Origin of the sequence: Flavobacterium sp., assembly GCF_030146175.1 — a bacterium.
GTDB lineage: Bacteria > Bacteroidota > Bacteroidia > Flavobacteriales > Flavobacteriaceae > Flavobacterium.
Genome location: NZ_JASLCE010000027.1, coordinates 23,665 through 45,844 on the forward strand (window position 1 = coordinate 23,665; position 22,180 = coordinate 45,844).

Consider the following 22,180-nt stretch of genomic DNA (forward strand, 5'->3'; position numbering starts at 1 on the left):
GTGAAAGATGTAATTCTAAAGGCCGAACATATTTCCAAACAATATCGTTTGGGAACGGTCGGTACGGGAACCGTAAGCCATGATTTAAACAGATGGTGGCACAGAGTGCGCGGTAAAGAAGATCCTTACTTAAAAATCGGTGATGTAAACGATCGTTCGAGAAAAGGAAACAGTGATTATGTCTGGGCTTTACACGATATAAGTTTCGAAGTCGAGCGAGGAGAAGTACTGGGAATAATCGGGAAAAACGGAGCTGGAAAATCCACCCTGTTAAAAATCTTATCCCGGGTAACGGCACCTACAACCGGAAGTATCAAAACCCGCGGGCGTATTGCGTCGTTACTGGAAGTAGGAACGGGTTTTCATCCGGAAATGACCGGAAGGGAAAACATCTACCTGAACGGTTCCATTTTGGGAATGACAAAAAATGAGATTACCTCCAAAATAGATGAGATTATTGCTTTTAGCGGTTGTGAACGCTATATCGATACACCGGTAAAACGCTACAGTAGCGGAATGACCGTTCGATTGGCATTTGCTGTTGCGGCACACCTCGAACCGGAAATCCTTGTAGTCGATGAAGTATTGGCTGTTGGTGATGCGGAATTTCAGAAAAAAGCAATCGGAAAAATGCAGGACATCGCCAAAGGCGAAGGACGAACCGTACTATTTGTAAGTCATAATATGGCGGCCGTAAAAAGTCTTTGCACCAAAGGTATTGTCATGGAACACGGAAGGGTGGTTTTTGAAGGTAATGTAGACGACTGTATTGACGAATACCTGAGAGAATCGCAGCAAAATGCGACAAGACAATGGGATAAAGACCATCCCGGATCGGAATTTTTCCGTCTGCACAAAGCGGAAGTCCTCAATCAGAATCAGGAAACAGCGTTAAATCATATGATCTCAAGTCCGGTAATGGTTCGTTTTACGTATGAAGTACTGAAAGACGAACAACAATTCACACACGGATTTAATTTATTTAACAACCAGGGGATTCATATTCTGAGTTCACACGACACAAAATCCGATACACTTCTGGAACCAGTATCCAAAGGAATATATACCAAAACCATTACAATTCCGGGCAATTTACTGGCGGAAGGAGGTTACACCTGTAGTTTTGCGATTATGCGCTATAGTCCGTTTCATGTGGAGTTTCACGAAATGGAAGTGGTTGGGTTTAATATCATTGATGAAATGGGCGATAATACGGCTCGTGGCAATTATTCAGGACGATTCCCGGGATTGGTACGTCCGTTGTTAAAATGGGAAAAAATATGAAAAAAGGATGGACAGGCGAACGCCTCGAAACATTTATATATAACAGAGATGCTATTGATCATTTGCATCGTTATGCCATAGCACAACAGTATGTAACCGGAAAAACGGTTCTCGATATTGCCAGTGGCGAAGGATATGGAACCAATCTTTTAAGTGAGAATGCGGCATTTGTTTACGGTGTCGATATTGACGAAAAGACCGTAGCAGCGGCAACACGCAAATACCACAAAAATAATATCCGTTTCCAACAGGGAAGTACCAGTGCGATTCCGCTGGAAAACCAAAGTGTGGATGTGGTGGTCAGTTTTGAAACCATCGAACATCACGATCAGCACGATGAAATGATGTGCGAGATCAAACGCGTTTTAAAACCGGGTGGCATGGTGATCATTTCCACTCCGGATAAATTGTACTATTCCGATCAGCGGAATTTTAAAAACGAGTTCCATATTAAAGAACTCTATCAGCAGGAATTCGAAACCTTGTTGTCGGGATATTTTGCAAAGCAACAATTGTTGGCGCAACGCTATTGTAATGGGAATTCCCTGATTACCGATATCGCAAGCCCGGAACAACCGGTGATTATGACCGGCGATTATAAGGCTGTACAACAAACGGATATACCCGCTTTGTATCTTGTTGCCATTGCTTCAGACGAATCATTTGACCGACAGGGTCTTTCTGTTTTCGACGGAAGCAGCATTATGGAAATAGAATACCAGCAAAAAATGGCAAAAATCTATAATTCAAATTCCTATAAAGTGGGGCATAGGGTATTAATGCCGTTTAAGTTTCTAAAAAAAGCCTTTAAATAATGCTGGCCATCGTAATTCCATATTACAAGATTCAGTTTTTTGAAGAAACACTCCGTTCACTCGCCAATCAGACCGACAAACGGTTTACGGTATATATCGGAGACGATGCCAGTCCCGATGATCCATCGGGGTTATTAGAACGATTTAGCGGTCAGTTTCCGTTCGAATACCATCGCTTTGAAACCAATAAAGGCGGCAATTCGCTGGTTCGGCAATGGGATCGTTGTATCGATTTGATCAACGACGAGGAATGGATTATGATTTTAGGTGACGATGATGTATTGTCGGATAATACCATAGCATCCTGGTATTACAATTACGAACAGTTTAAGGACAAAACGAATGTGGTTAAGTTTGCCTCAAAAATAATTTTTCAGGAAACAGCCCGAATTTCCGATCCTTTTCTACATCCTGTTTGGGAAAAAGCAACGGAATCTTTTTTTAAAAAAACAAAAGCGCTTACAAGAAGCTCGCTGTCGGAATATATTTTTACCAAAAAGGCTTACGATACCTACGGTTTTTACGATTATCCACTGGCATGGTACAGTGACGATCGCGCGTGGATCGATTTCTCCGAACAGAAAAGCATATACACCATTAATGAAAGTTTTGTCTTTATTCGATTTTCAGAAATGAATATTTCGGGCCGACAAGACAATACCGTTTTAAAAAAGAAAGCCAAAGAACAATTTTTTGGAGACTTTATCCTAAAAAAATTAGCCCTGTTTTCTAAAAAGGAGCGATTGGATTTATTGTTAACCTATGAAGTTGCGGTAAAAGACCAGCGAAAGTTAGTCTTCAAAGAATGGCTGCTGTTAGGGAAGCACTATGTTCGTAATTTTACACCAATATCGTTTTTAAAATTTATCCGACGTTTTTTTATCAGTATTTTTAAAAAATGAAAGCGTTAGTATCCGTAATCATCCCAACCTATAACCGAGCTGATCTGATTGGAGCGACTTTGGACAGTATGATTGCCCAAACCTATCAGGACTGGGAATGTATTGTCGTAGACGATGGCTCGACAGATAATACCGAAGAAATCCTGTCGGCATATAGCAATAAGGATAGTCGGTTTTACTATTATAAAAGACCCGATAACCGGACGAAAGGCGCCAATGCGTGTCGGAATTATGGCTTTGAAAAAAGCAAAGGTGCCTATATAAAGTGGTTCGATAGCGATGATATTCTGTATTCCGATTTTCTGGAAAAACAGGTTCGCATATTGGAAGAAGATAAAGAGTTGGATTTTTGTGCCTGTCTGGCGGAAGATTTTACAGAAGGTTCACCCATTAAAACCGTTTTTAGAGCAAACCGAACACCAAAGGAAGATGTATTAACGGCCTATCTCACCAAAAATCATTATTTTTTTACCGCGGCACCGTTATGGAGACGTATAACATTGGAGGGCAAAGCTTTATTTGATGAAGAATTAGCCAATAGTCACGAAACGGATTTCCATTTCAGAATGCTGGCCAATCATTTAAAATATGTATACAAGGACGATGTGTTATTTGGAATCAGAAGAGGACATCAAAGTATAACGCAGGACAAAGCCAATGAACTTTCGTCGCATATTTCCCGACTTAAATTTTTTACAAAAGCATTTAAAATTGTAGCAACAACGGCGACAGAAAATCAAAATACGCTCCAACAATATTTATTATACCGACAGTTGAGTTCGTTTTATCAGATCAAAATAAATTCCGGAAAAACAATAAAAGGATACGGTATTCAAATACTGAAAAATATTTTCAATACAGCCTATCCGCTACAAGATAAAATCCGGATCTATATCGGTTTTATACTCATCACAATTTCCAATAAAGGCTATAATTTTTTAAAAAGTGCCAAGATTGACATCAATGAAGCGATCGAAAATTAAATAAAGTAATCGTTTAAAAATATTGATCATTAAAAAATCGTTACGTAAAATTAAAACGGATTTGTCATAAACAAAACAAACAAGGAGTTATGAAAGTTAGTGTATGTATGATAACTTATGGGCACGAAAAGTTCATACGTCAGGCGATAGAAGGCGTCTTGATGCAGGAATGTGATTTTGATTATGAATTAGTTATCGCCAACGATTGTTCTCCGGATGCCACCGACGAAATTGTAAAAGATATTATCAAAACACATCCGAAAGCACACAAAATACACTATTTTCCCCATTCCAAAAACCTGGGTATGATGCCTAATTTCCTGTTTGCTATGGCACAATGTAAAGGCGAGTATGTGGCGATGTGTGAAGGAGATGATTATTGGATAACCAAAGATAAACTTCAAAAGCAAGTCGGTATTCTGGAAGCTAACCCAAATACAGGATTGGTTTATACGGATGTAAAACATTATGATCAAAAAATAGAAAAGTTGCTGGATAAACCGGCCGGAAAGGAAGTCAGTAAAGCGGATGTTATTCCCGTAATGTTGAAAAACAAATTTATTGAGTTTCCAACTACCTTGTTTCGGAAAAAAGTTCTCGATAAAGCAATTGAAATCAACCAGACGTCACTGTTAAAAGGTGTGATCGGCGATACCCGTATTCTTTTAGAAACAGCATACCTGTCGGATATTTTCTTTTTAAAGGAAGTGACAACCGTATATCGGATCGTCGAAGGAAGTGCCAGTCATCCCAAAAATATTGACAAATATATTTTTGCGCTTAAAGATTCGTATTTATGCCGAAAAGAATTCGTAGAACGCCATAACCTGCCAAAAGTCTGGTTGTCGGATGCAATATGTAATACCAATAGAGGATTGATCAACATGGCTTTTATTGCAGATAACTATACTGATGCATTGAAATTACTTAAAAATGTAGTAATTTTTGAGATGTTTACATATTCGAGCAAATCGGTTATAAAGAAAAAAATGACCTTGGAAATATGGGGTAAAGGATTTCTGGCGTTTTTAGGAATCGGTGTTTTACGCCAAAAAATAAAAAAGAATAATTAGACAAAATAAACAATACCCTATATTCTTTGGGATATTATAGTGATAAAAGCAATTTATTTTAAATACGATGCGGGTAGGATTTAATCCACATAAAGATCAAGTACAACAAGCGGACGATTACTTCCATCAGGTAATCTTACCGGTCTATATTCCATCTTTCGACGGTTATTTTAAAGACAGTTTTGCGATATTGAAATATTGTATCGATTCCTTATTGCTAACGGTTCATTCCAAAACCTTTATCACGATTGTTAATAATGGTAGCTGTGAAACCATCGTTACTTATTTGAATGAATTATTGGCCGCCCAAAAAATTCACGAATTGCTGCATACCTCTAATATCGGAAAAATGAATGCCGTTTTAAAAGGCTTGTCCGGTAATGACTTTCCTTTGGTCACTATTGCGGATTCCGATGTGATGTTTTTGCCCGACTGGCAGATGGCGACCTATGCAGTGTTCGAAAATTTTCCTAAAGCCGGGGCGGTTTGTCCAACGCCGTCTTCGCGATCGTATAAAACCTATACTGCTAATGTTTTGTGGGATTATTTCTGGTCCCGAAAATTGCAATTTACAGCCGTGAAAAACCCGGATGGATTAAAAGCGTTTGGACATAGCGTGGGAAATGAAAATTTTTACAACCGTTACCAACTGGAAAAATACCTCACGCTTACGCAAGGAAATACCAAAGCAGTAATTGGCGCCGGACATTATCTGGCCACCTATCGCAGCGAAATTTTTAAAAATAAATTGCCCAAGCATACTCAATATCGTTTAGGAGGAACCAGCGAGCGGGACATATTGGATATTCCAGTGGTCAAATCCGGTTATTACCGATTGGCAACAGAAGATAATTTTGCCTACCATCTTGGAAATGTAACAGAACCCTGGATGGCCGATACATTGCAAACCCTAACAAAAAGCGCTGTGAGCCCGATAAAACAACCCGTTTTAAAAGCAAACAATGCAACAAAAATCGGATATTGGATCAAAACAAAACTTTTTTCCAGATTCCTGTTTAATAAAAATATAATACCCTTATTTTTCAAGTTTAAAGGATTGCCGGCCAATGTGGTACAATCGTATTTAAAGAATTAACTGAGGAAGAAAAACAAACCGAAAAAGACATAATAACTGTTGATACCCATGATAACCGTAATCTATCCCTATAGAAACCGGGACTTGGAACGCGTGCGACGTTCCCTGGATTCCTTACAGATCCAGACCGATATACGATTTAAAGTCGTCTTGGTCGATTATGGATCGGATCAGATAACAGCACGTGCCGTTCAGGAATTGACTAAGCAATATGCTTTTGTAGAATACCATTACCTTTTTACAACAGATCAGCCCTGGAGTAGGAGTATCGCCTTAAATTATGCCATCCGGAAAGCCGATACCGACTATTGTTTTATGGCGGATATCGATATGATTTTCGCCCCGGATTTTATGGCATTTGCCAATCAGCATGCCCGATTGGACGAAGGAATGTATTTCCCGGTAGGGTTTCTATCGGAAGCGGAAAGCGTTAATAAAAAATCATTTGATCAATATATACTAAAATTTAGTAGTAGTAGCGAAGCTGCAGGAATGTCGTTGTTTCCTACGGCAAAATTGCATCAGATTCGAGGGTACGATCAGTTTTTTCATTTTTGGGGATCGGAAGACAACGATATTCACAATCGCCTAAAACAATTGGGTTGTCCGATTCGATTTTGTGACGACAAAATACGGATGTTGCACCAATGGCATCCCAACTTCCGACAAACGGAAAGCGCTCTGTTAAAACAGGAATTGCAACTTTCGGGTGTGGCCGAATTAAACCAGGAACATTTTCGGTTCAATCAACAACGACAATTCACAACGGTTAACTCCGAAAACTGGGGAATCGTGATGGATAAAAAAGACTATAATTTCCTACGGGAACTTCCGGTTCAAAAAATAACAAACCGTAAAAGTGCCATTGATCATTTGATATTCGGTCAACTGCCGCAATTGAAAGACGGAGAAACGCTTAGTGTTTGTATCGAAGAAGAGCCGTTGTATAACAGTTTTAAATACAAACTCAAAAAAATACTGGGAAAAAAGGTACCGGATTATTATACGTTAAAAGAGAGTAACGATCTGTTGTTGCGGCATATTGTTACCCAGTATGCGCATTTGCCATATACCTACAGAATACGTGAAAACCTTAGCGGTATCGAGTTTAAAATAAAAAAATAGAAGCCATATTTTTTATATTTTTACCAAATGGTAACAAACTTTCCCAAAGTAATCCTTATTTCACAAATGCCCCTGCCTTATCCGAAAATAGGGAGCTGGACAACCTTGTATAAGAATTACTTCGAAAGTAAGCATCAGATCGACTATATTATCTGCGAACCTCCTGAAAAAAGATTCGATACGGTAAAATATGCAGTGGTTGAAAACACCTTACAGGCAAAAATCATCCGGAAATGGAAGAAAAACCGCTATGTGGGATATCTGAATGCGTTGGAAGAATTGTTACAACCGGATCAGAAATACATCATTCAGATTGTCGATAATTACGGAATTGTAAAGCCGCTACTAAAATTCCTTTCGGAAAGTGGCTATCGTCAGCATTGTTATTTGCAATTCTGTTATCACGGCTTCCCGCCTTTCTACGAAAATTTTGCCGGACGTTGGTTTTTTGAAGGGATCGATGAGATGGTAGTGTTAACGCACGATTCGTACAAAGCCCATAAAGACTATTATACCGTTTTACCAACCCGTTTTTCGGTACTTCATAATGGCGTGGACACTAAAAAGTTTCACCCGATTGCAACAGACACCAGACAACTTCTAAAAGAAGAATATGGTGTGATCAATAAAAAAATATTTGTCTGGTGTGCACAGGATCGTCCTAAAAAAGGATTGCATATTGTTTTGGATGCCTGGAAAAACGTAATCGAAAAAAGAAACGATTGTGTATTGTGGGTTATCGGAACCGAACCCAAAGAAGCGATGGAAGGCGTTCGTTATTTCGGGAAAATTCCGAATGATGAATTGGCAAAATACCTTCAGGCAGCCGATTGTTATTTGTTTTCAACGTTGTGTCACGAAGGTTTTGGCTTAAGTCTTATCGAAGCTTTGCATTGCGGTAATTATTGCATCGCATCCGCTTTAGGAGGCGTTCCCGAAGTATTACAATACGGAAAGTTTGGAAAACTAATCGAAAGTCCGCATTTTGTCTCCGAATGGGAAAAAGCAATGTTGGATTTTGCAGAAAATCCCGAGCAATCTTATGCTTTTGATACCGCGTTGTATACCACCGAAAACTGGAATGCAGGAATGAATACGATTATTGCATCTGCTCAAAAGAAAATGTCCCAATGAAAACGATAGCTGTAATTCCGGCTCGCGGCGGATCGAAACGACTTCCCGGGAAAAATATAAAACTACTCGGAGGAAAACCGCTTATCGCGCATTCTATCGAATATGCCAAAGCCAATGCGGATATAATTGATGCTATCGTAGTAAGTACCGATGATTCGGAAATCAAAAAAATAGCCCTGGATTACGGAGCGATTGTAATCGACAGACCGGCTTCGCTTTCGGGCGATTTGGAACCAACGGTTACCGCTTTAAAACATGTGCTGGAATCGCTAACGGAAAAACCGGAAAATGTCGTTTTATTACAGGCGACAAATCCGTTACGACCGGAGGCATTACTTCGGGAAAGCTTTGAAAAATATAGCACGACCGGAGCCGATAGTTTGTTTTCGGTAACTCCCATAATCCGTAAACTAGGAAAAATAACCCAATCCAGATACGTTCCGTTTAATTATGAAATCGGACAACGGAGTCAGGATATGGAACCTTTATATTTTGAAAACGGATTGCTATACATCAGTAAATCCGAACTTATTTTAGAAGAACAAAAAATTATTAGCGAACAGGCTATTCCCTGGATTGTGGAACATCCGTTTGCCGAACTGGATATCGATACGGAAGCCGATTTTGAATATGCATCCTATCTGTATCACAACCATAAAACACATAATAAATGAATCCCTATATTGAAATAGCCGGAAGAAAAATCGGCCCGGATTATCCGCCATTGGTAATTGCCGAAATCGGAATTAACCACGAAGGTTCCCTGCAAACGGCCAAAGAAATGGTCGATGCGGCTTTTCGCGCCGGTGTGGAAGTGGTGAAACATCAAACCCATATTGTAGCCGATGAAATGAGTGGTGCCGCCAAAAAGGTAATACCCGGCAATGCCGATGTTTCGATCTATGAAATTATGGAGCGTTGTGCTTTAAATGAAGCCGATGAACTCGAGCTTAAAAATTATGTGGAAAGCAAAGGAATGCTCTTTATTTCGACACCGTTTTCAAGAGCGGCAGCCGAGCGATTGCGAAAATTCGATATTCCGGCCTATAAGATCGGTTCGGGTGAATGCAATAATTATCCGTTACTCGAACATATCGCATCTTTTGGAAAACCGGTCATTTTAAGTACCGGGATGAATACCATTGAAAGCATTCGTAAAGCCGTGGCTATTTTTGATAAACACAAGGTGCCGGTAGCACTGTTGCATACTACGAATTTATATCCTACGCCAATCCATCTGGTTCGTTTTGGCGCGATGACCGAAATGCACAATGCCTTCCCGGATAAGGTTTTCGGATTAAGTGATCATACATTAAACAACAATGCCTGTCTTGGAGCCGTAGCCTTGGGAGCGTCCATTTTGGAACGCCATTTTACCGATCATATGGAACGCACCGGACCGGATATTGTATGCAGTATGGACGAGCAAAATTGTGCCGATCTGATTCGGAATGCCGCTGAAATCGCACTAATGAGAGGCGGAACCAAACAACCGGCAAAAGAGGAACAGGTAACGATCGATTTTGCATTTGCAACCCTGTGTACGATTCAGGATATCAAAAAAGGGGATGTTTTTACAAAAGAAAACACCTGGGTAAAACGCCCGGGAACCGGAAAAATACTGGCCGAACATTTCGAATCCGTATTGGGTAAAACCGCCGGACGGGATATTGCTAACGACGAACAGCTAAGTTGGGACGATATAGTATAATCGCAGGATGAAAAAAATTGTATTTCTAACCGGTACCCGTGCCGATTTCGGGAAAATCAAATCGCTGATCCAGGCTTTGGAAAAGCAACCGGATTTTACACCCTATCTTTTTGTGACCGGCATGCACCTGCAACAGGAATACGGTTATACGTGGATTGAGATTGAGCGTTGTGGATTTACAAATCTGCATGCGTTTGAAAATCATACCCACGAAACAACGATGGATTTGACACTGGCCAAAACGATCGAAGGATTGTCGGCCTACTGTAAAGAGATCCAACCGGATATGATTATCATTCACGGCGACAGGGTGGAAGCACTGGCAGGAGCTATTGTGGGATCGCTCAACAATATCCTGGTAGCGCATATTGAAGGTGGTGAAATTTCCGGAACGATAGACGAATTGATCCGACATGCGACAAGTAAGATGAGTCACGTTCATTTTGTGTCGAATGATACGGCCAAAAAACGACTGATACAAATGGGCGAACTGGAAGCGTCTGTGTCGGTTATCGGTTCTCCGGATCTGGATATTATGTTTTCGGATACACTTCCCGACCTGCAAACCGTAAAAGAATACTACGAAATAGATTTTGATCATTATGCGGTGGCCATGTTCCACCCGGTGACAACCGAATTTCAAAACATGCAAGACTATGCCGATAATTTTGTCGCGGCATTATTAGATGATGATCGCCCGTATGTGGTCATTTATCCGAATAATGATCTGGGCAATTCTGCGATTGTAAAGGCTTACGAAAAGCTAAAAGACAACAAACGTTTTCGGGTTTTTCCGTCCTTGCGGTTTGAATACTTTCTGACTTTGCTCAAAAATGCCCGTTTTATTATCGGAAACAGTAGTGCCGGAATCAGAGAGGCGCCGTATTACGGTTTGCCGATCATTAACATCGGCAGTCGCCAGCAAAATCGTTCGGTAAATAGTGATATATTGAATGTCGACTATGATAAAGCGGCTATTCAGGAAGCATTGAAAGTTATCGGGACGCATACTGTTCAAAAAATAACCGGTGATTACGGTAGCGGAAATAGCGCCGAATTATTTGTCAGTTCCCTTAAAGAAGCGAATCTTTGGCAATTAAACCACCAAAAACAATTTAGGGATATTTAAAAAGATGTCAAAAAACAAAATTTTTATTCTGCTTCCGGACGGAATTGGACTTCGCAATTTTGCCTATTCCCGTTTCCACGAGTTGGGAGTCGAACAAGGCTATGACGTGGTTTTCTGGAATAACACCCCTTTTCAGCTAACCGATTTAGGGTTTCAGGAAATTACAATCCGCGAAGCGAAAAGTAACAAACGTACCGAAGTCTATAAAAATGCCCGGAAACAAATTGAATTAAACCGGAATAAAAAACAATGTAACGATGCGGTGTACGATACCTATCGATTCCCGTATTCGTATAAAAATATAAAAACAGCGCTTAAAAGCATCGCAACCCAATGGTTGACATGGCGCTATACATCCGATAGCGGAATTCTGAAAATCCGACAAAATATCCGCGAACTCGAAAAACAAACGGCCTATTTCCGGGAATGCAAAAAAGTGCTGGAAACCGAAAAACCCGCGATGGTATTCTGTACCAATCAAAGGCCAATGACGGCTATTGCGCCACTTTTGGCCGCTCAGGAACTGGGAATTCCCACGGCAACGTTTATTTTTTCATGGGATAACCTACCCAAAGCCACGATGGTAGTCGAAACCGACTATTATTTTGTCTGGAGTGATTTTATGAAAGCGGAACTTTTAAAATATTATCCGTATATTAAATCGGAATCCGTTTTTGTAACGGGAACACCGCAGTTCGAATCGCATTTTGAAACAGAGCGACTGCTTTCGAGGGATGCTTTTTTTCAAGCTAATGGATTGGATCCGAATAAAAAATATATCTGTTATTCCGGAGACGATGTGACCACTTGTCCCGATGATCCGGAATACCTTGAAAATGTAGCGGAGGCTATCGAAACACTCAATCGGGAAGGACAAGCATTGGGAATTTTGTTCCGCAGATGTCCGGTGGATTTTTCGGATCGTTTTGATTCGGTACTACAAAAATACAAACACCTTATCGTACCGGTAAATCCCAAATGGGAGAAAAAAGGCGGTATGTGGAATACAATTTTACCTACTCCGGAGGATCTGGATTTGCAAATGAATACGATCGCCCATACCGAAATGGTGATCAACTTGGGATCGTCGATGGTTTTTGATTATGCCGCACATCACAAACCGTGTGCCTATATCAATTATGACGTTGAAAATAAAAAAATAGCCGACTGGTCGGTAAAAAAGATTTACAACTATGTGCATTTCCGTTCGATGCCCGATCCGGAAGCGGTGATCTGGTTGAACAATAAAAATACAATCGACGCTGCGATTCGGGAAGTGGTCGTTCACGGAAACAGCGATACGACAAAAGCCGAAGAATGGTTCCGGATCATCAATGCGGTTCCACCCGAAATGGCCTCAAAAAATATATGGACTGCGATTAATACCCTGTTGTCATGATGCACATTGCTTTTTTAACACCGGAATACCCGCACGAAAAGGTACTGAACAGCGGCGGAATTGGAACCAGTATTAAAAATCTGGCCGTAGCATTAGCACAAAAAGGCGTGACGGTATCGGTAGTGGTCTACGGACAAGCGGAAGATTGTGTTTTTGAAGAAAACGGCGTCACGATTTATTCGGTCAAAAAACGAAAATACAAATGGGCAACCTGGTATTTTTATCGGAAATACCTGGAATCCTATCTGAACGATCTGATTGTTTCCGAAAAAATTACACTGGTCGAAGCACCGGATTGGACGGGTATAACGGCTTTTATGAAATTAAAAGCACCGTTGATCATCCGATTTCACGGCAGTGATGCCTATTTCTGTCATCTGGAAAACAGACCGCAAAAACGGAAAAATTTCTATTTTGAAAAATGGGGCATCCAAAAAGCAAAAGCCTATATCGCTCCGACAACCTTTGCCGGTGCGCTAACAAAAGAGATTTTTAATATCCGAAATAAAGAGATTGTAACGATTCATTATGGATTGAATCTGGAGCAATTCCGCGATAATGGAACACATCTGGAAGAAAACGGACTATTGCTCTATATCGGGACGATTATCCGGAAGAAAGGCGTACTGGAATTGCCCGGAATCATGAAACACGTGATCGAACAAAACCCGGAAGCGCGTCTAATTCTGATCGGAAACGATTCGTCCGATATTAAAACCGGGGCGTCGTCTACTTGGGAATTACTGGCGGATAGTCTCGACGATGCGCTAAAAAACAAAATAGAATACAAAGGCAAAATACCGTACGAAAAAGTACGATCGTATATCGAAAAAGCACAAGTCTGTGTTTTTCCTACTTTTGCCGAAACTTTGGGAATGGTAACAATTGAATCGATGGCCATGCGAAAACCGGTTGTAAATAGTAATATCGGTTGGGCTAACGAACTGATTGTAGACGGAGAAAGCGGTTTTCTGGTACATCCAACGGATCATAAAACCTATGCCGACCGTATTGTACGTTTATTAAACGATTCGGAATTACGGGAAAATATGGAGAAAAAAGCCGAAGTCAGAACGCACGAAAGATTTAATATTGCCAAAACGGTTGAACAGAATATAGCATTTTACCAAAAGATAATCGGAACATGATCGTATTGTATCATCATCAAAATACCGTCACGACTGTTATGGACCTCGAAAGCGGTACCACAATCGCGGTTCCGGATTCCGGAAATATAGCCCGTAGTTTGCTACGTCTGGCAACGGATTATCCGGATCGGTTGTTACTTTGGTGCGATACCAATTATCGCGAGGTACTTCATCTCGAAAAAATCGCGGCGCTTTTCCCGCATAAAAAAAGAATGCTATCCTACGGTATCGGAAATTTTATACCGGATGCCATTGGTTATGTGGACGAGAGTTTGTTTGCCAATCCCAATCGCAACGTAACATTTCCAACCTGGCAAATGCACAGCACCGTAGGGGGCATATTTGCCGAAACGGTAAACGCATTAAATGGTCTGAAGGCCGACCGGAATTTTGCCTATTTTTTATGCTCCCTGGCCAAACTGGGAATGGCTATCGGATTAGAATGTTGCTCGGAACCCTTACTACTCCGAAAACAGCTGGATACTAAAGTTAAAACCGGACCGGAAGCATCGAATCAATTACTTTTCCGATTTGCAAAACAACATTATCGCGGTCGCTGGATTTTGATGTTGTTGTTAAACCTGTTCCTATACGAACGAAAAGTAACGCTATTTCCTTTTATTATGGCGTTATTTTATAAACGAAGAACACTTTCCGGAGTATTGTTCAATAATGACATAGAACCAATAACCGATAGAACACCTTTTGCGTTTGATGTTATCATTCCGACGATCGGTCGAAAAATGTTTTTATATGATGTTTTACAGGACTTATCGGCTCAGACACTAAAACCGAAAAGCGTAATCCTGATAGAACAAAATCCGGTGACGGATAGTAATAGCGAATTGGATTACCTTGCAAAGGAATCATGGCCTTTTGAAATCATACACCGTTTTATACATCAAACCGGAGCTTGTAATGCGCGGAATATGGCTTTGTCGTTTGTACAAAGTGAATGGGTATTCCTGGCGGATGACGATATTCGTTTTCAGTCGGATTTTTTAGAACAAGCAAGCCGCGAAATAGGTAAAACAGGAGGGAAGGCATTTACGCTAAGTTGTCGACAGAAAGACGATATCCCGAAAGATACCAATCGCATACAATGGGAAACGTTTGGTTCAGGTTGTAGTATTGTACATCGCGATGCCCTGCAAGGACTGAAATTCGACATGCGGTTTGAAAATGGTTTTGGAGAAGATACCGATTTTGGAATGCAACTCCGCAATAAAGGATATGATATCTTATATTTGCCACAACCCGAAATATTACATCTGAAAGCACCTGTAGGCGGTTTTAGAACCCGTCCCGTTTTGGAATGGCAAATTGATGAGGTTCAGCCCAAACCATCGCCTACGGTGATGTTGTTCCGACTGTTGCATTATACCGAACAACAACTATTAGGATACAAGACTACACTTTGTATCAAGTTTTATACAATCCAATCCGATAAAAATCCGCTACGCTATTATAAAAAGTTCCGCAAAGCCTGGAACCGGAGTACCTATTGGGCAAACGTTTTAAAAGAACGATCATGAAGAATACATTGATCATCTGTACTTATAGAAGAGCGCAATCGGTATTGCGATTGTTGCAATCGGTGGCGGAGCAAACCTGTTATCCCGATGCGATTCTTATTGTCGATGGTTCGCCAGACGATGAAACGGAAAAGATCTTACAGGAAAATACCTTTCAAAATTTAAAATATCATAAAGTTAGCCCGGAAAACAGAGGGCTTACCAAACAACGCAATGTTGGGATCAATCTTGTTCCAACCGATAGTGATGTGATCTGTTTTTTAGACGATGATACCATTCTGGAAAAAGACTATTTTGAAGCATTGCTTAAAACGTATACACAATATCCCGATGCCAAAGGCGTAGGAGGTTATATTACCAACGAAGTAAAATGGAAGCCGATCACGCCGGAATATACGATTTCGAAAAATGAATTCGAATACGACGGATGGGTACGTAAAGACGGTAGCCGTTTTGTGTTGCGAAAAAAGCTGGGACTGGATGCGGATCGACCGCCCGGATTTTTACCAACGTTTTCACACGGGCGAAGTGTTAGTTTTTTACCGCCTTCCGGAAAAACTTATCCGGTGGAACAACTCATGGGTGGTGTTTCGTCCTTTAAAAAAGAAATTTTTCAAAATTTCCGTTTTTCAGAATATTTCGAAGGCTACGGATTATATGAAGATGCCGATTTCTGTCTTCGGGTTTCGAAAATGGAAAAATTATACGTTACTACCAGCGCCCGACTGGAACACCATCACGACGCTTCCGGCCGGCCGAATCAATACAACTATGGTCGAATGGTGGTTCGAAACGGTTGGTATGTCTGGAAAGTGGCCTATCCTCAAACCGATTGGAAGTCAGCATTCAAATGGCATGCAATCATCGGTCTGCTACTTTTGATCCGAATTAGTAATATCTTTACAACATCCGATAGAAAGGCAGCCTTTACCGAATCGTTGGGACGTTTTACCGGATGGATCAGTCTGCTGTTTAACAAACCAAAGGTCCAATCCGGACAATTCTTTTAGCATATGAAATTAGCCCTTATTACACATGTACCGCATATTATCCGGGAAAACCGGTATTATGCCTATGGGCCTTATGTAAAGGAAATGAACCTTTGGTTTCAATATATCGATACGGTTTTACTGGTCGCTCCGGTTCAGAATGGAGCTATTTCGGCGATCGATTTGCCCTATCAACATTCGGAAATCGAATTTCGCGAGGTTCCGGCTTTTTCACTTTTATCGGCCAGGGAAATACTAAAAACGATAACGCATTTACCCCGTATTATCCGCTCGACCTACCTTGCGATGCGGGATGCGGATCATATCCATTTGCGTTGTCCCGGAAATATGGGACTGGTCGCCTGTCTGGTACAAATTTTATTTCCGAAGAAAAATAAAACGGCAAAATATGCCGGAAACTGGGATCCTAAAAGCAAACAACCCTGGAGTTATCGCCTGCAAAAGTGGATTTTGAGCAATACGACACTCACCCGGAATATGAAAGTTCTGGTATATGGCGAATGGGAAAATGCCAGTTCGAATATTGTTCCCTTTTTTACGGCAACCTATCGCGATAGTGATAAAAAAGAAGTGCTGTTGCGAACGCCCGATACGACAATAAACATACTTTTTGTAGGAACATTGTCCAAAGGAAAACGACCTTTATATGCCGTACAACTAACGGAAGCGTTGCTCCAATCGGGATATGATGTTCGCCTGGACTTGTTTGGCGAAGGTGCGGAACGGGAAAATCTGGAAAATTATATTCGGGAAAACGGACTACAACAACAGATCGTTTTACACGGAAACCGGGAAGCGGAAATCGTCGAAAATGCCTACCGGAAGAGTCATTTTTTAATATTACCTTCGCAAAGTGAAGGCTGGCCTAAGGTGGTTGCCGAAGCCATGTTCTGGGGATGCGTACCCGTTGCGACAAAAGTTTCCTGTGTGCCGTCGATGTTGGATAACGGAAAAAGAGGTATCTTGTTATCGCTGTCTATTGCAGCTGATAAGGCATCTGTAGAACGATGTATCGTTAACCATTCGGATTACCGGGAAAAAGCCAGACAGGGAATGGAATGGTCCCGACAATTTACGTTGGACTATTTCGAAAATGAAATAGGAAAAATGCTAAAAAATCAGTGATGCTAAAAAAAGTCATTATATTCGGGATGATAAGTATAGTGCTGCTATTGCTTGTAATTAACAACAGAACACCGTTTATGCAACCGGAAGGCGGCCCGTGGTCTGTTGGATTTGGAGAGTCAACTGTATTTCCACATAAAATTCCGATTGAAAAAAATCAATTATACACTTTTGAACAGCTAAAAAAACAGGAAGACAGTACAACATTCCTGGCCGATCCGTTTTTTATAAAAGAAAAAGATACCTTTTATCTTTTTGTGGAACATAAAAAAACAAAACCTAACGGAGATATTGCATTACTAACATCGACCGATGGCGTCAATTACAATTACAAAGGAGCGGTACTGACCGAAAAATTTCATTTGTCCTATCCTCAGGTTTTTAAATATAAAAATGAATTTTATATGTTGCCGGAAACCAAAAGTGCCGGACACGTATTATTGTATAAAGCAGAACGATTCCCTTACGGCTGGAAAGTTTGCGATACCCTGATTAAAAACAGAGCGCTGAAAGATCCGTCAATTTATCTGTCGGATAGTCTTAATGTTTTAGTTGCTTCCGATGATCATTTGAATATGTATTTGTTTGAAGCGGATTCGCTTTTTGGAAAATGGAAATCGCACAAAAAGGAAAAAGTACTAATGGGAACTGAAGCAAGAGCCGGTGGCCGTTTTTTTGCCGATAAAAAAGGCTTGTTGTTGCCGGTTCAAAATTCAACGGAAGGCTATGGTTTTGGGCTATCGTTATACCGTTTTAATTTTGCCAACGGAACGTATACTACCAAAAGAGAGCACCCGTTTTTCCTTAAAAGAAGCGAAACAATTAAAGAATTTAACGCGGGCATGCATCAGATCGATGTACAGTTGATTGATGGAAAATATTATTATGTTTACGACGGTAATCGTTTAAAAAATAATGAACGGAAATTGAATGTCAAAGGACCGTTAAAATGGAATTATATCGATTTTAAAAATTGGATTTACCAACAATGCGAATCGTTCAATTAATTGACAGCCTCGAAACCGGAGGTGCCGAAAAAATGGCTGTAAGTTATGCCAATGCCTTGTCGGCTGAAATTTCGTTTTCAGGGCTAATCGCAACCCGGAAAGAAGGAGCTTTAAAAAAGGAATTACAATCCGATGTTCCCTATTGGTTTGCCAACCGAAAATCCGCTTTGGATTTTAAAGCTTTGTGGCGAACGCGAACGTTTGTAAAAGAGCATAAGGTATCAATAATGCATGCGCATAGTAGTTCTTTTTTCTTTGCCGTATTGCTAAAAATGATTCAACCTTCTTTAAAAATTGTTTGGCATGATCATTATGGTTATAGCGATTTTGTGTCGGAACGAAAAAATAAAAGGTTGTTACAGTGGGCATCGTTCTTTTTTTACCGAATCATCGCTGTCAACGAAAAACTAAAAAACTGGTCCAAAAAGGAGTTGCATTGTAAACAGGTAAAATACCTTCCTAATTTTGTATCCGTAGTGCATAGCGAATCCGGAATACCGTTACAAGGAGCAGATGGAAAACGAATTCTCTGTCTGGCAAATTTAAGACCGCAGAAAAATCATTTGCTGGTATTGGAAATTGCAAAAAATATAAAAAACATACATCCGGACTGGACATTTCATCTGGTTGGGAAAGATTTTAAAGATGCCTATTCGGAGCAGTTGCGGGAACAGATTCTTGCTTTAGGATTACAGCATACTGTTTTTCTATACGGAAGTGTAGCAGAAGTGGATTTTGTGATCCGACAGTCCGACATCGGGATATTAACCTCCATTTCCGAAGGACTGCCGGTTTCGTTACTGGAATATGGCTATTTTGGTCTTCCGGTGGTAGCGACAGCCGTAGGGGAAATTCCAACGGTGATTAGCGGTGCAAACGGTATTTTAATACCGGAAGGCGATGCCGGATCATTTACCGAAGCATTGTTGCAACTGATTGCAGATCCGGTAAACCGTAAACAAATCGGAACCGCACTGCAAAACGACATCAAACAACATTATATAAAAGAATCCGTAGTACAGGATTATCTGAATTTTATCAGTAATGGGGAATAAAAAACAAACGACCTATATCGCTTTATTACTATTGCATATTGTAATAGGTGGTGTTATTTATGTAGTGCCGTTTTTATCGGTACTACTAACCATGCTGACTTTTGTTTCCGGTTTAGTGATTTTGCTTAAAACCAGAAATAAGAATAACGAAGCACTGTATTTGTCGGCCTATGTCGTTGGAATCGAAGTATTCCTGCGAATGACAAACGGTATGATTTTTAATGAATACGGAAAATATTCCGTCATGATCTTCCTGCTCATCGGAATGTTTTACACCGGTTTCTCCCGGAATGCGTGGCCTTACTGGTTATTCCTTATTTTTTTGGTGCCGGGTATCATTGTTTCCACAGCAACCCTGTCGTATGAAACCAATATGCGAAAAGCCATCGCATTTAATATATCCGGACCGGTTTGTCTCGGAATGGCGGCTATTTATTGTTTTGACAGAAAAATAACCATTCGGGAATTGCGGAGCCTGTTAACGACTTTTGCAATGCCCATAGTTACCGTAGTGACCTACCTGTTTCTGTATACGCCCAGTGTACGGGATGTGGTAACCGGAACGCAATCCAATTTTGAAACTTCCGGTGGTTTTGGTCCCAATCAGGTATCAACCATGTTGGGTTTTGGAACCTTTGTGTTTTTTAGCCAGTTTTTATTGAATTCACCAACCCGGAGATTACAAATTATCAATATTGCGTTGACGTTAATGACAGCCTATCGCGGTATTATTACTTTTTCCCGTGGCGGTATGATAACCGGATGCATCATGATCCTGTTATTGGTTATTATGACGTATTTTAAATTGAACAAGGAAGGGCGAAGTAAAATGTTAGTGGTGTTTATTTTTACGATACTGGCGAGTCTTAGCGTTTGGATTTATAGTTCCTATCAGACAAGCGGACTTATTGATAAACGGTATGCCAATCAGGATGCTCTAGGAAGAGAAAAAGAAAGTAAATTATCGGGTAGGGAAGAGTTGATTAAAACGGAAATCCAAATGTTTGTTGATCATCCGTTTTTAGGCATTGGTGTCGGAAAAAATAAAGAATACCGACAGGAATTAACCGGAATTGACCTGGCTACGCACAATGAAATTACGCGAATGCTGGCAGAACATGGTATTTTAGGAGTGATCAACCTGTTAATCCTCTTTATCGTACCGTTAGTGTTGAGTCTGGGAAACCGGAATCATATCTTCTTGTTTTGTTTTTTAGCCTTTTGGCTGTTCACGATTAACCATGCGGCCATGCGACTCGCCGCACCGGCTTTTATTTATGCCTTAACCTTATTAAAAGTATATCCCGATGACGAAAAAGATCCTTTACATCGGGAATAAACTGGCCGGTCATGGTCAGAATCCTACAACAATCGATACGCTTTCGGTTTTATTTGCCAAAGAAGGGTATCGGATGGTTACGGCTTCGTCCCAAAAAAATAAAATACTGCGAATTGTCGATATGGTGCTTACGGTTCTAAAACACGCACGATCGGCCGATTTTGTAATTATAGATACCTACAGTACTTTCAATTTCTGGTATGCCTTTTTGGTGAGTCAGGTTTGCAGAATACTACGATTAAAATACATTCCGTATCTGCATGGTGGCGATCTTCCGAAGCGGTTGCAACAAAACCCGCGTTTCTGCCGGATGATTTTTGATCATGCCTATAAAAACGTAGCGCCGTCGGCCTATCTGATCGAACAGTTCCGACAAAAGAATGTGCCACGTCTGATACAAATTCCAAATCTGATCGAACGGGAGCGGTATACCTTTAAACAGCGGAATGTAATCAAACCGCATTTACTTTGGGTACGGGCATTTGCCGCAATTTATAACCCTAAAATGGCGGTTGATGTAGCGGCATCATTGCAAAAAATATACCCGGAAACAACCTTATGTATGGTTGGTCCTGATAAAGATGGAAGTCTGGATGCGGTGAAAGACTATGCCGGTTTAAAAAAGGTAGCGGTTCGCTTTACCGGACAACTATCCAAAACGGAATGGACGACATTGGCCGCCGGATACGATATTTTTATGGCGACATCTCATTTCGACAATATGCCCGTTAGCGTGATGGAAGCGATGGCTTTGGGATTACCGGTAGTCGCGACAAATGTTGGCGGAATTCCGTTTTTGCTACGTAATGATGTTGAGGCACAATTGGTTGCCGATGGCGATGTTGAAGCCATGGTTGCGGCCATTCGGATGTTGATTGAAAATCCGGATAACGCTCAAAAACAAATCGGAGAAGCCTATCGTAAAGTCGAAAGCTTTGACTGGAAAGAAATCAAAAAGCAATGGAAGCTATTGTTTGAGTATTAGTAATATTATTGTATGTTTGTTTAATAAATGAAGATTAATTCTATAAAAAAACAAGTATAAACTGTTTTAATTATATAAAAACTTGTTTTTTGTAGAAATAAATTCCCCTACATGAGCGGCAAAAAAATACATTTTGAAATTTCTGAAAGGAAAGTGCTTTTGCGTATAATAGATGTTTTCGCTGTTTTTGCTGCCTTATACTTTTTGACGGTTACCTTTAAATTTCATTATTTTTCCTTTAAACAATCCTCTATAGGTTCCATACTATTTCTGGGGCTTTATATCAACCTGTTCGGAACCATTTTTGAAATGTATAACCTGCAGG

General features: G+C 40.5%; 20 protein-coding genes. All 20 read left to right on the forward strand.

What is annotated here, in order from left to right; all coding sequences use genetic code 11:
• The 20 genes from Q1R07_RS03205 (at position 1) to Q1R07_RS03300 (ending at position 21,855) form a co-directional block, all read left to right on the forward strand.
• Complete coding sequence (locus Q1R07_RS03205; RefSeq protein ID WP_300485943.1) at positions 1–1,284, forward strand: ABC transporter ATP-binding protein; 1,284 nt, start codon at positions 1–3, stop codon at positions 1,282–1,284.
• Positions 1,281–2,099 (forward strand): class I SAM-dependent methyltransferase, encoded by an 819-nt coding sequence (locus tag Q1R07_RS03210; protein WP_300485945.1) that lies wholly within the window; start codon positions 1,281–1,283, stop codon positions 2,097–2,099. The genes Q1R07_RS03205 and Q1R07_RS03210 overlap by 4 nt, the downstream gene beginning before the upstream one ends.
• Entirely contained in the window at positions 2,099–3,001 is a 903-nt protein-coding gene (locus Q1R07_RS03215; RefSeq protein WP_300485947.1) for a glycosyltransferase family 2 protein, read from the forward strand. The genes Q1R07_RS03210 and Q1R07_RS03215 overlap by 1 nt, the downstream gene beginning before the upstream one ends.
• On the forward strand, positions 2,998–3,984 hold the full coding sequence (locus tag Q1R07_RS03220; protein WP_300485949.1) for a glycosyltransferase family 2 protein: 987 nt from the start codon (positions 2,998–3,000) through the stop codon (positions 3,982–3,984). Before Q1R07_RS03215 ends, Q1R07_RS03220 begins: the two co-directional genes overlap by 4 nt.
• An 89-nt stretch (positions 3,985–4,073) precedes the next feature.
• Complete coding sequence (locus Q1R07_RS03225; RefSeq protein ID WP_300485950.1) at positions 4,074–5,057, forward strand: glycosyltransferase; 984 nt, start codon at positions 4,074–4,076, stop codon at positions 5,055–5,057.
• A gap of 67 nt (positions 5,058–5,124) precedes the next feature.
• On the forward strand, positions 5,125–6,153 hold the full coding sequence (locus tag Q1R07_RS03230; protein ID WP_300485951.1) for a glycosyltransferase family A protein: 1,029 nt from the start codon (positions 5,125–5,127) through the stop codon (positions 6,151–6,153).
• A gap of 48 nt (positions 6,154–6,201) precedes the next feature.
• Entirely contained in the window at positions 6,202–7,278 is a 1,077-nt protein-coding gene (locus Q1R07_RS03235) for a galactosyltransferase-related protein (protein WP_300485953.1), read from the forward strand.
• Between the two features lie 27 nt (positions 7,279–7,305).
• Positions 7,306–8,412 (forward strand): glycosyltransferase family 4 protein, encoded by a 1,107-nt coding sequence (locus tag Q1R07_RS03240; protein WP_300485954.1) that lies wholly within the window; start codon positions 7,306–7,308, stop codon positions 8,410–8,412.
• A complete protein-coding gene (locus Q1R07_RS03245; RefSeq protein ID WP_300485955.1) occupies positions 8,409–9,086 on the forward strand; it encodes an acylneuraminate cytidylyltransferase family protein in 678 nt (225 codons plus the stop codon). The genes Q1R07_RS03240 and Q1R07_RS03245 overlap by 4 nt, the downstream gene beginning before the upstream one ends.
• Entirely contained in the window at positions 9,083–10,123 is a 1,041-nt protein-coding gene (gene neuB / locus Q1R07_RS03250; protein ID WP_300485957.1) for an N-acetylneuraminate synthase, read from the forward strand. The genes Q1R07_RS03245 and neuB overlap by 4 nt, the downstream gene beginning before the upstream one ends.
• A gap of 7 nt (positions 10,124–10,130) precedes the next feature.
• Complete coding sequence (neuC, locus tag Q1R07_RS03255) at positions 10,131–11,252, forward strand: UDP-N-acetylglucosamine 2-epimerase (protein WP_300485959.1); 1,122 nt, start codon at positions 10,131–10,133, stop codon at positions 11,250–11,252.
• Between the two features lie 4 nt (positions 11,253–11,256).
• Positions 11,257–12,651, forward strand: a complete 1,395-nt coding sequence (locus tag Q1R07_RS03260; protein ID WP_300485961.1) for a UDP-glycosyltransferase — start codon at positions 11,257–11,259, stop codon at positions 12,649–12,651.
• Entirely contained in the window at positions 12,648–13,799 is a 1,152-nt protein-coding gene (locus Q1R07_RS03265; RefSeq protein WP_366526331.1) for a glycosyltransferase family 4 protein, read from the forward strand. Before Q1R07_RS03260 ends, Q1R07_RS03265 begins: the two co-directional genes overlap by 4 nt.
• Entirely contained in the window at positions 13,796–15,334 is a 1,539-nt protein-coding gene (locus Q1R07_RS03270; RefSeq protein ID WP_300485963.1) for a glycosyltransferase, read from the forward strand. Before Q1R07_RS03265 ends, Q1R07_RS03270 begins: the two co-directional genes overlap by 4 nt.
• The gene (locus tag Q1R07_RS03275; protein ID WP_300485964.1) at positions 15,331–16,344 is read left to right on the forward strand and encodes a glycosyltransferase; all 1,014 of its coding nucleotides are present in this window, start codon (positions 15,331–15,333) and stop codon (positions 16,342–16,344) included. The genes Q1R07_RS03270 and Q1R07_RS03275 overlap by 4 nt, the downstream gene beginning before the upstream one ends.
• A gap of 3 nt (positions 16,345–16,347) precedes the next feature.
• Positions 16,348–17,469 (forward strand): glycosyltransferase, encoded by a 1,122-nt coding sequence (locus Q1R07_RS03280; RefSeq protein ID WP_300485966.1) that lies wholly within the window; start codon positions 16,348–16,350, stop codon positions 17,467–17,469.
• Positions 17,469–18,476 (forward strand): hypothetical protein, encoded by a 1,008-nt coding sequence (locus tag Q1R07_RS03285; protein ID WP_300485968.1) that lies wholly within the window; start codon positions 17,469–17,471, stop codon positions 18,474–18,476. The genes Q1R07_RS03280 and Q1R07_RS03285 overlap by 1 nt, the downstream gene beginning before the upstream one ends.
• The gene (locus Q1R07_RS03290; RefSeq protein WP_300485970.1) at positions 18,458–19,531 is read left to right on the forward strand and encodes a glycosyltransferase family 4 protein; all 1,074 of its coding nucleotides are present in this window, start codon (positions 18,458–18,460) and stop codon (positions 19,529–19,531) included. Before Q1R07_RS03285 ends, Q1R07_RS03290 begins: the two co-directional genes overlap by 19 nt.
• The gene (locus Q1R07_RS03295; RefSeq protein WP_300485972.1) at positions 19,521–20,870 is read left to right on the forward strand and encodes an O-antigen ligase family protein; all 1,350 of its coding nucleotides are present in this window, start codon (positions 19,521–19,523) and stop codon (positions 20,868–20,870) included. The genes Q1R07_RS03290 and Q1R07_RS03295 overlap by 11 nt, the downstream gene beginning before the upstream one ends.
• The gene (locus tag Q1R07_RS03300) at positions 20,839–21,855 is read left to right on the forward strand and encodes a glycosyltransferase (RefSeq protein WP_300485974.1); all 1,017 of its coding nucleotides are present in this window, start codon (positions 20,839–20,841) and stop codon (positions 21,853–21,855) included. Before Q1R07_RS03295 ends, Q1R07_RS03300 begins: the two co-directional genes overlap by 32 nt.
• The last annotated feature ends 325 nt before the right edge of the window (positions 21,856–22,180 follow it).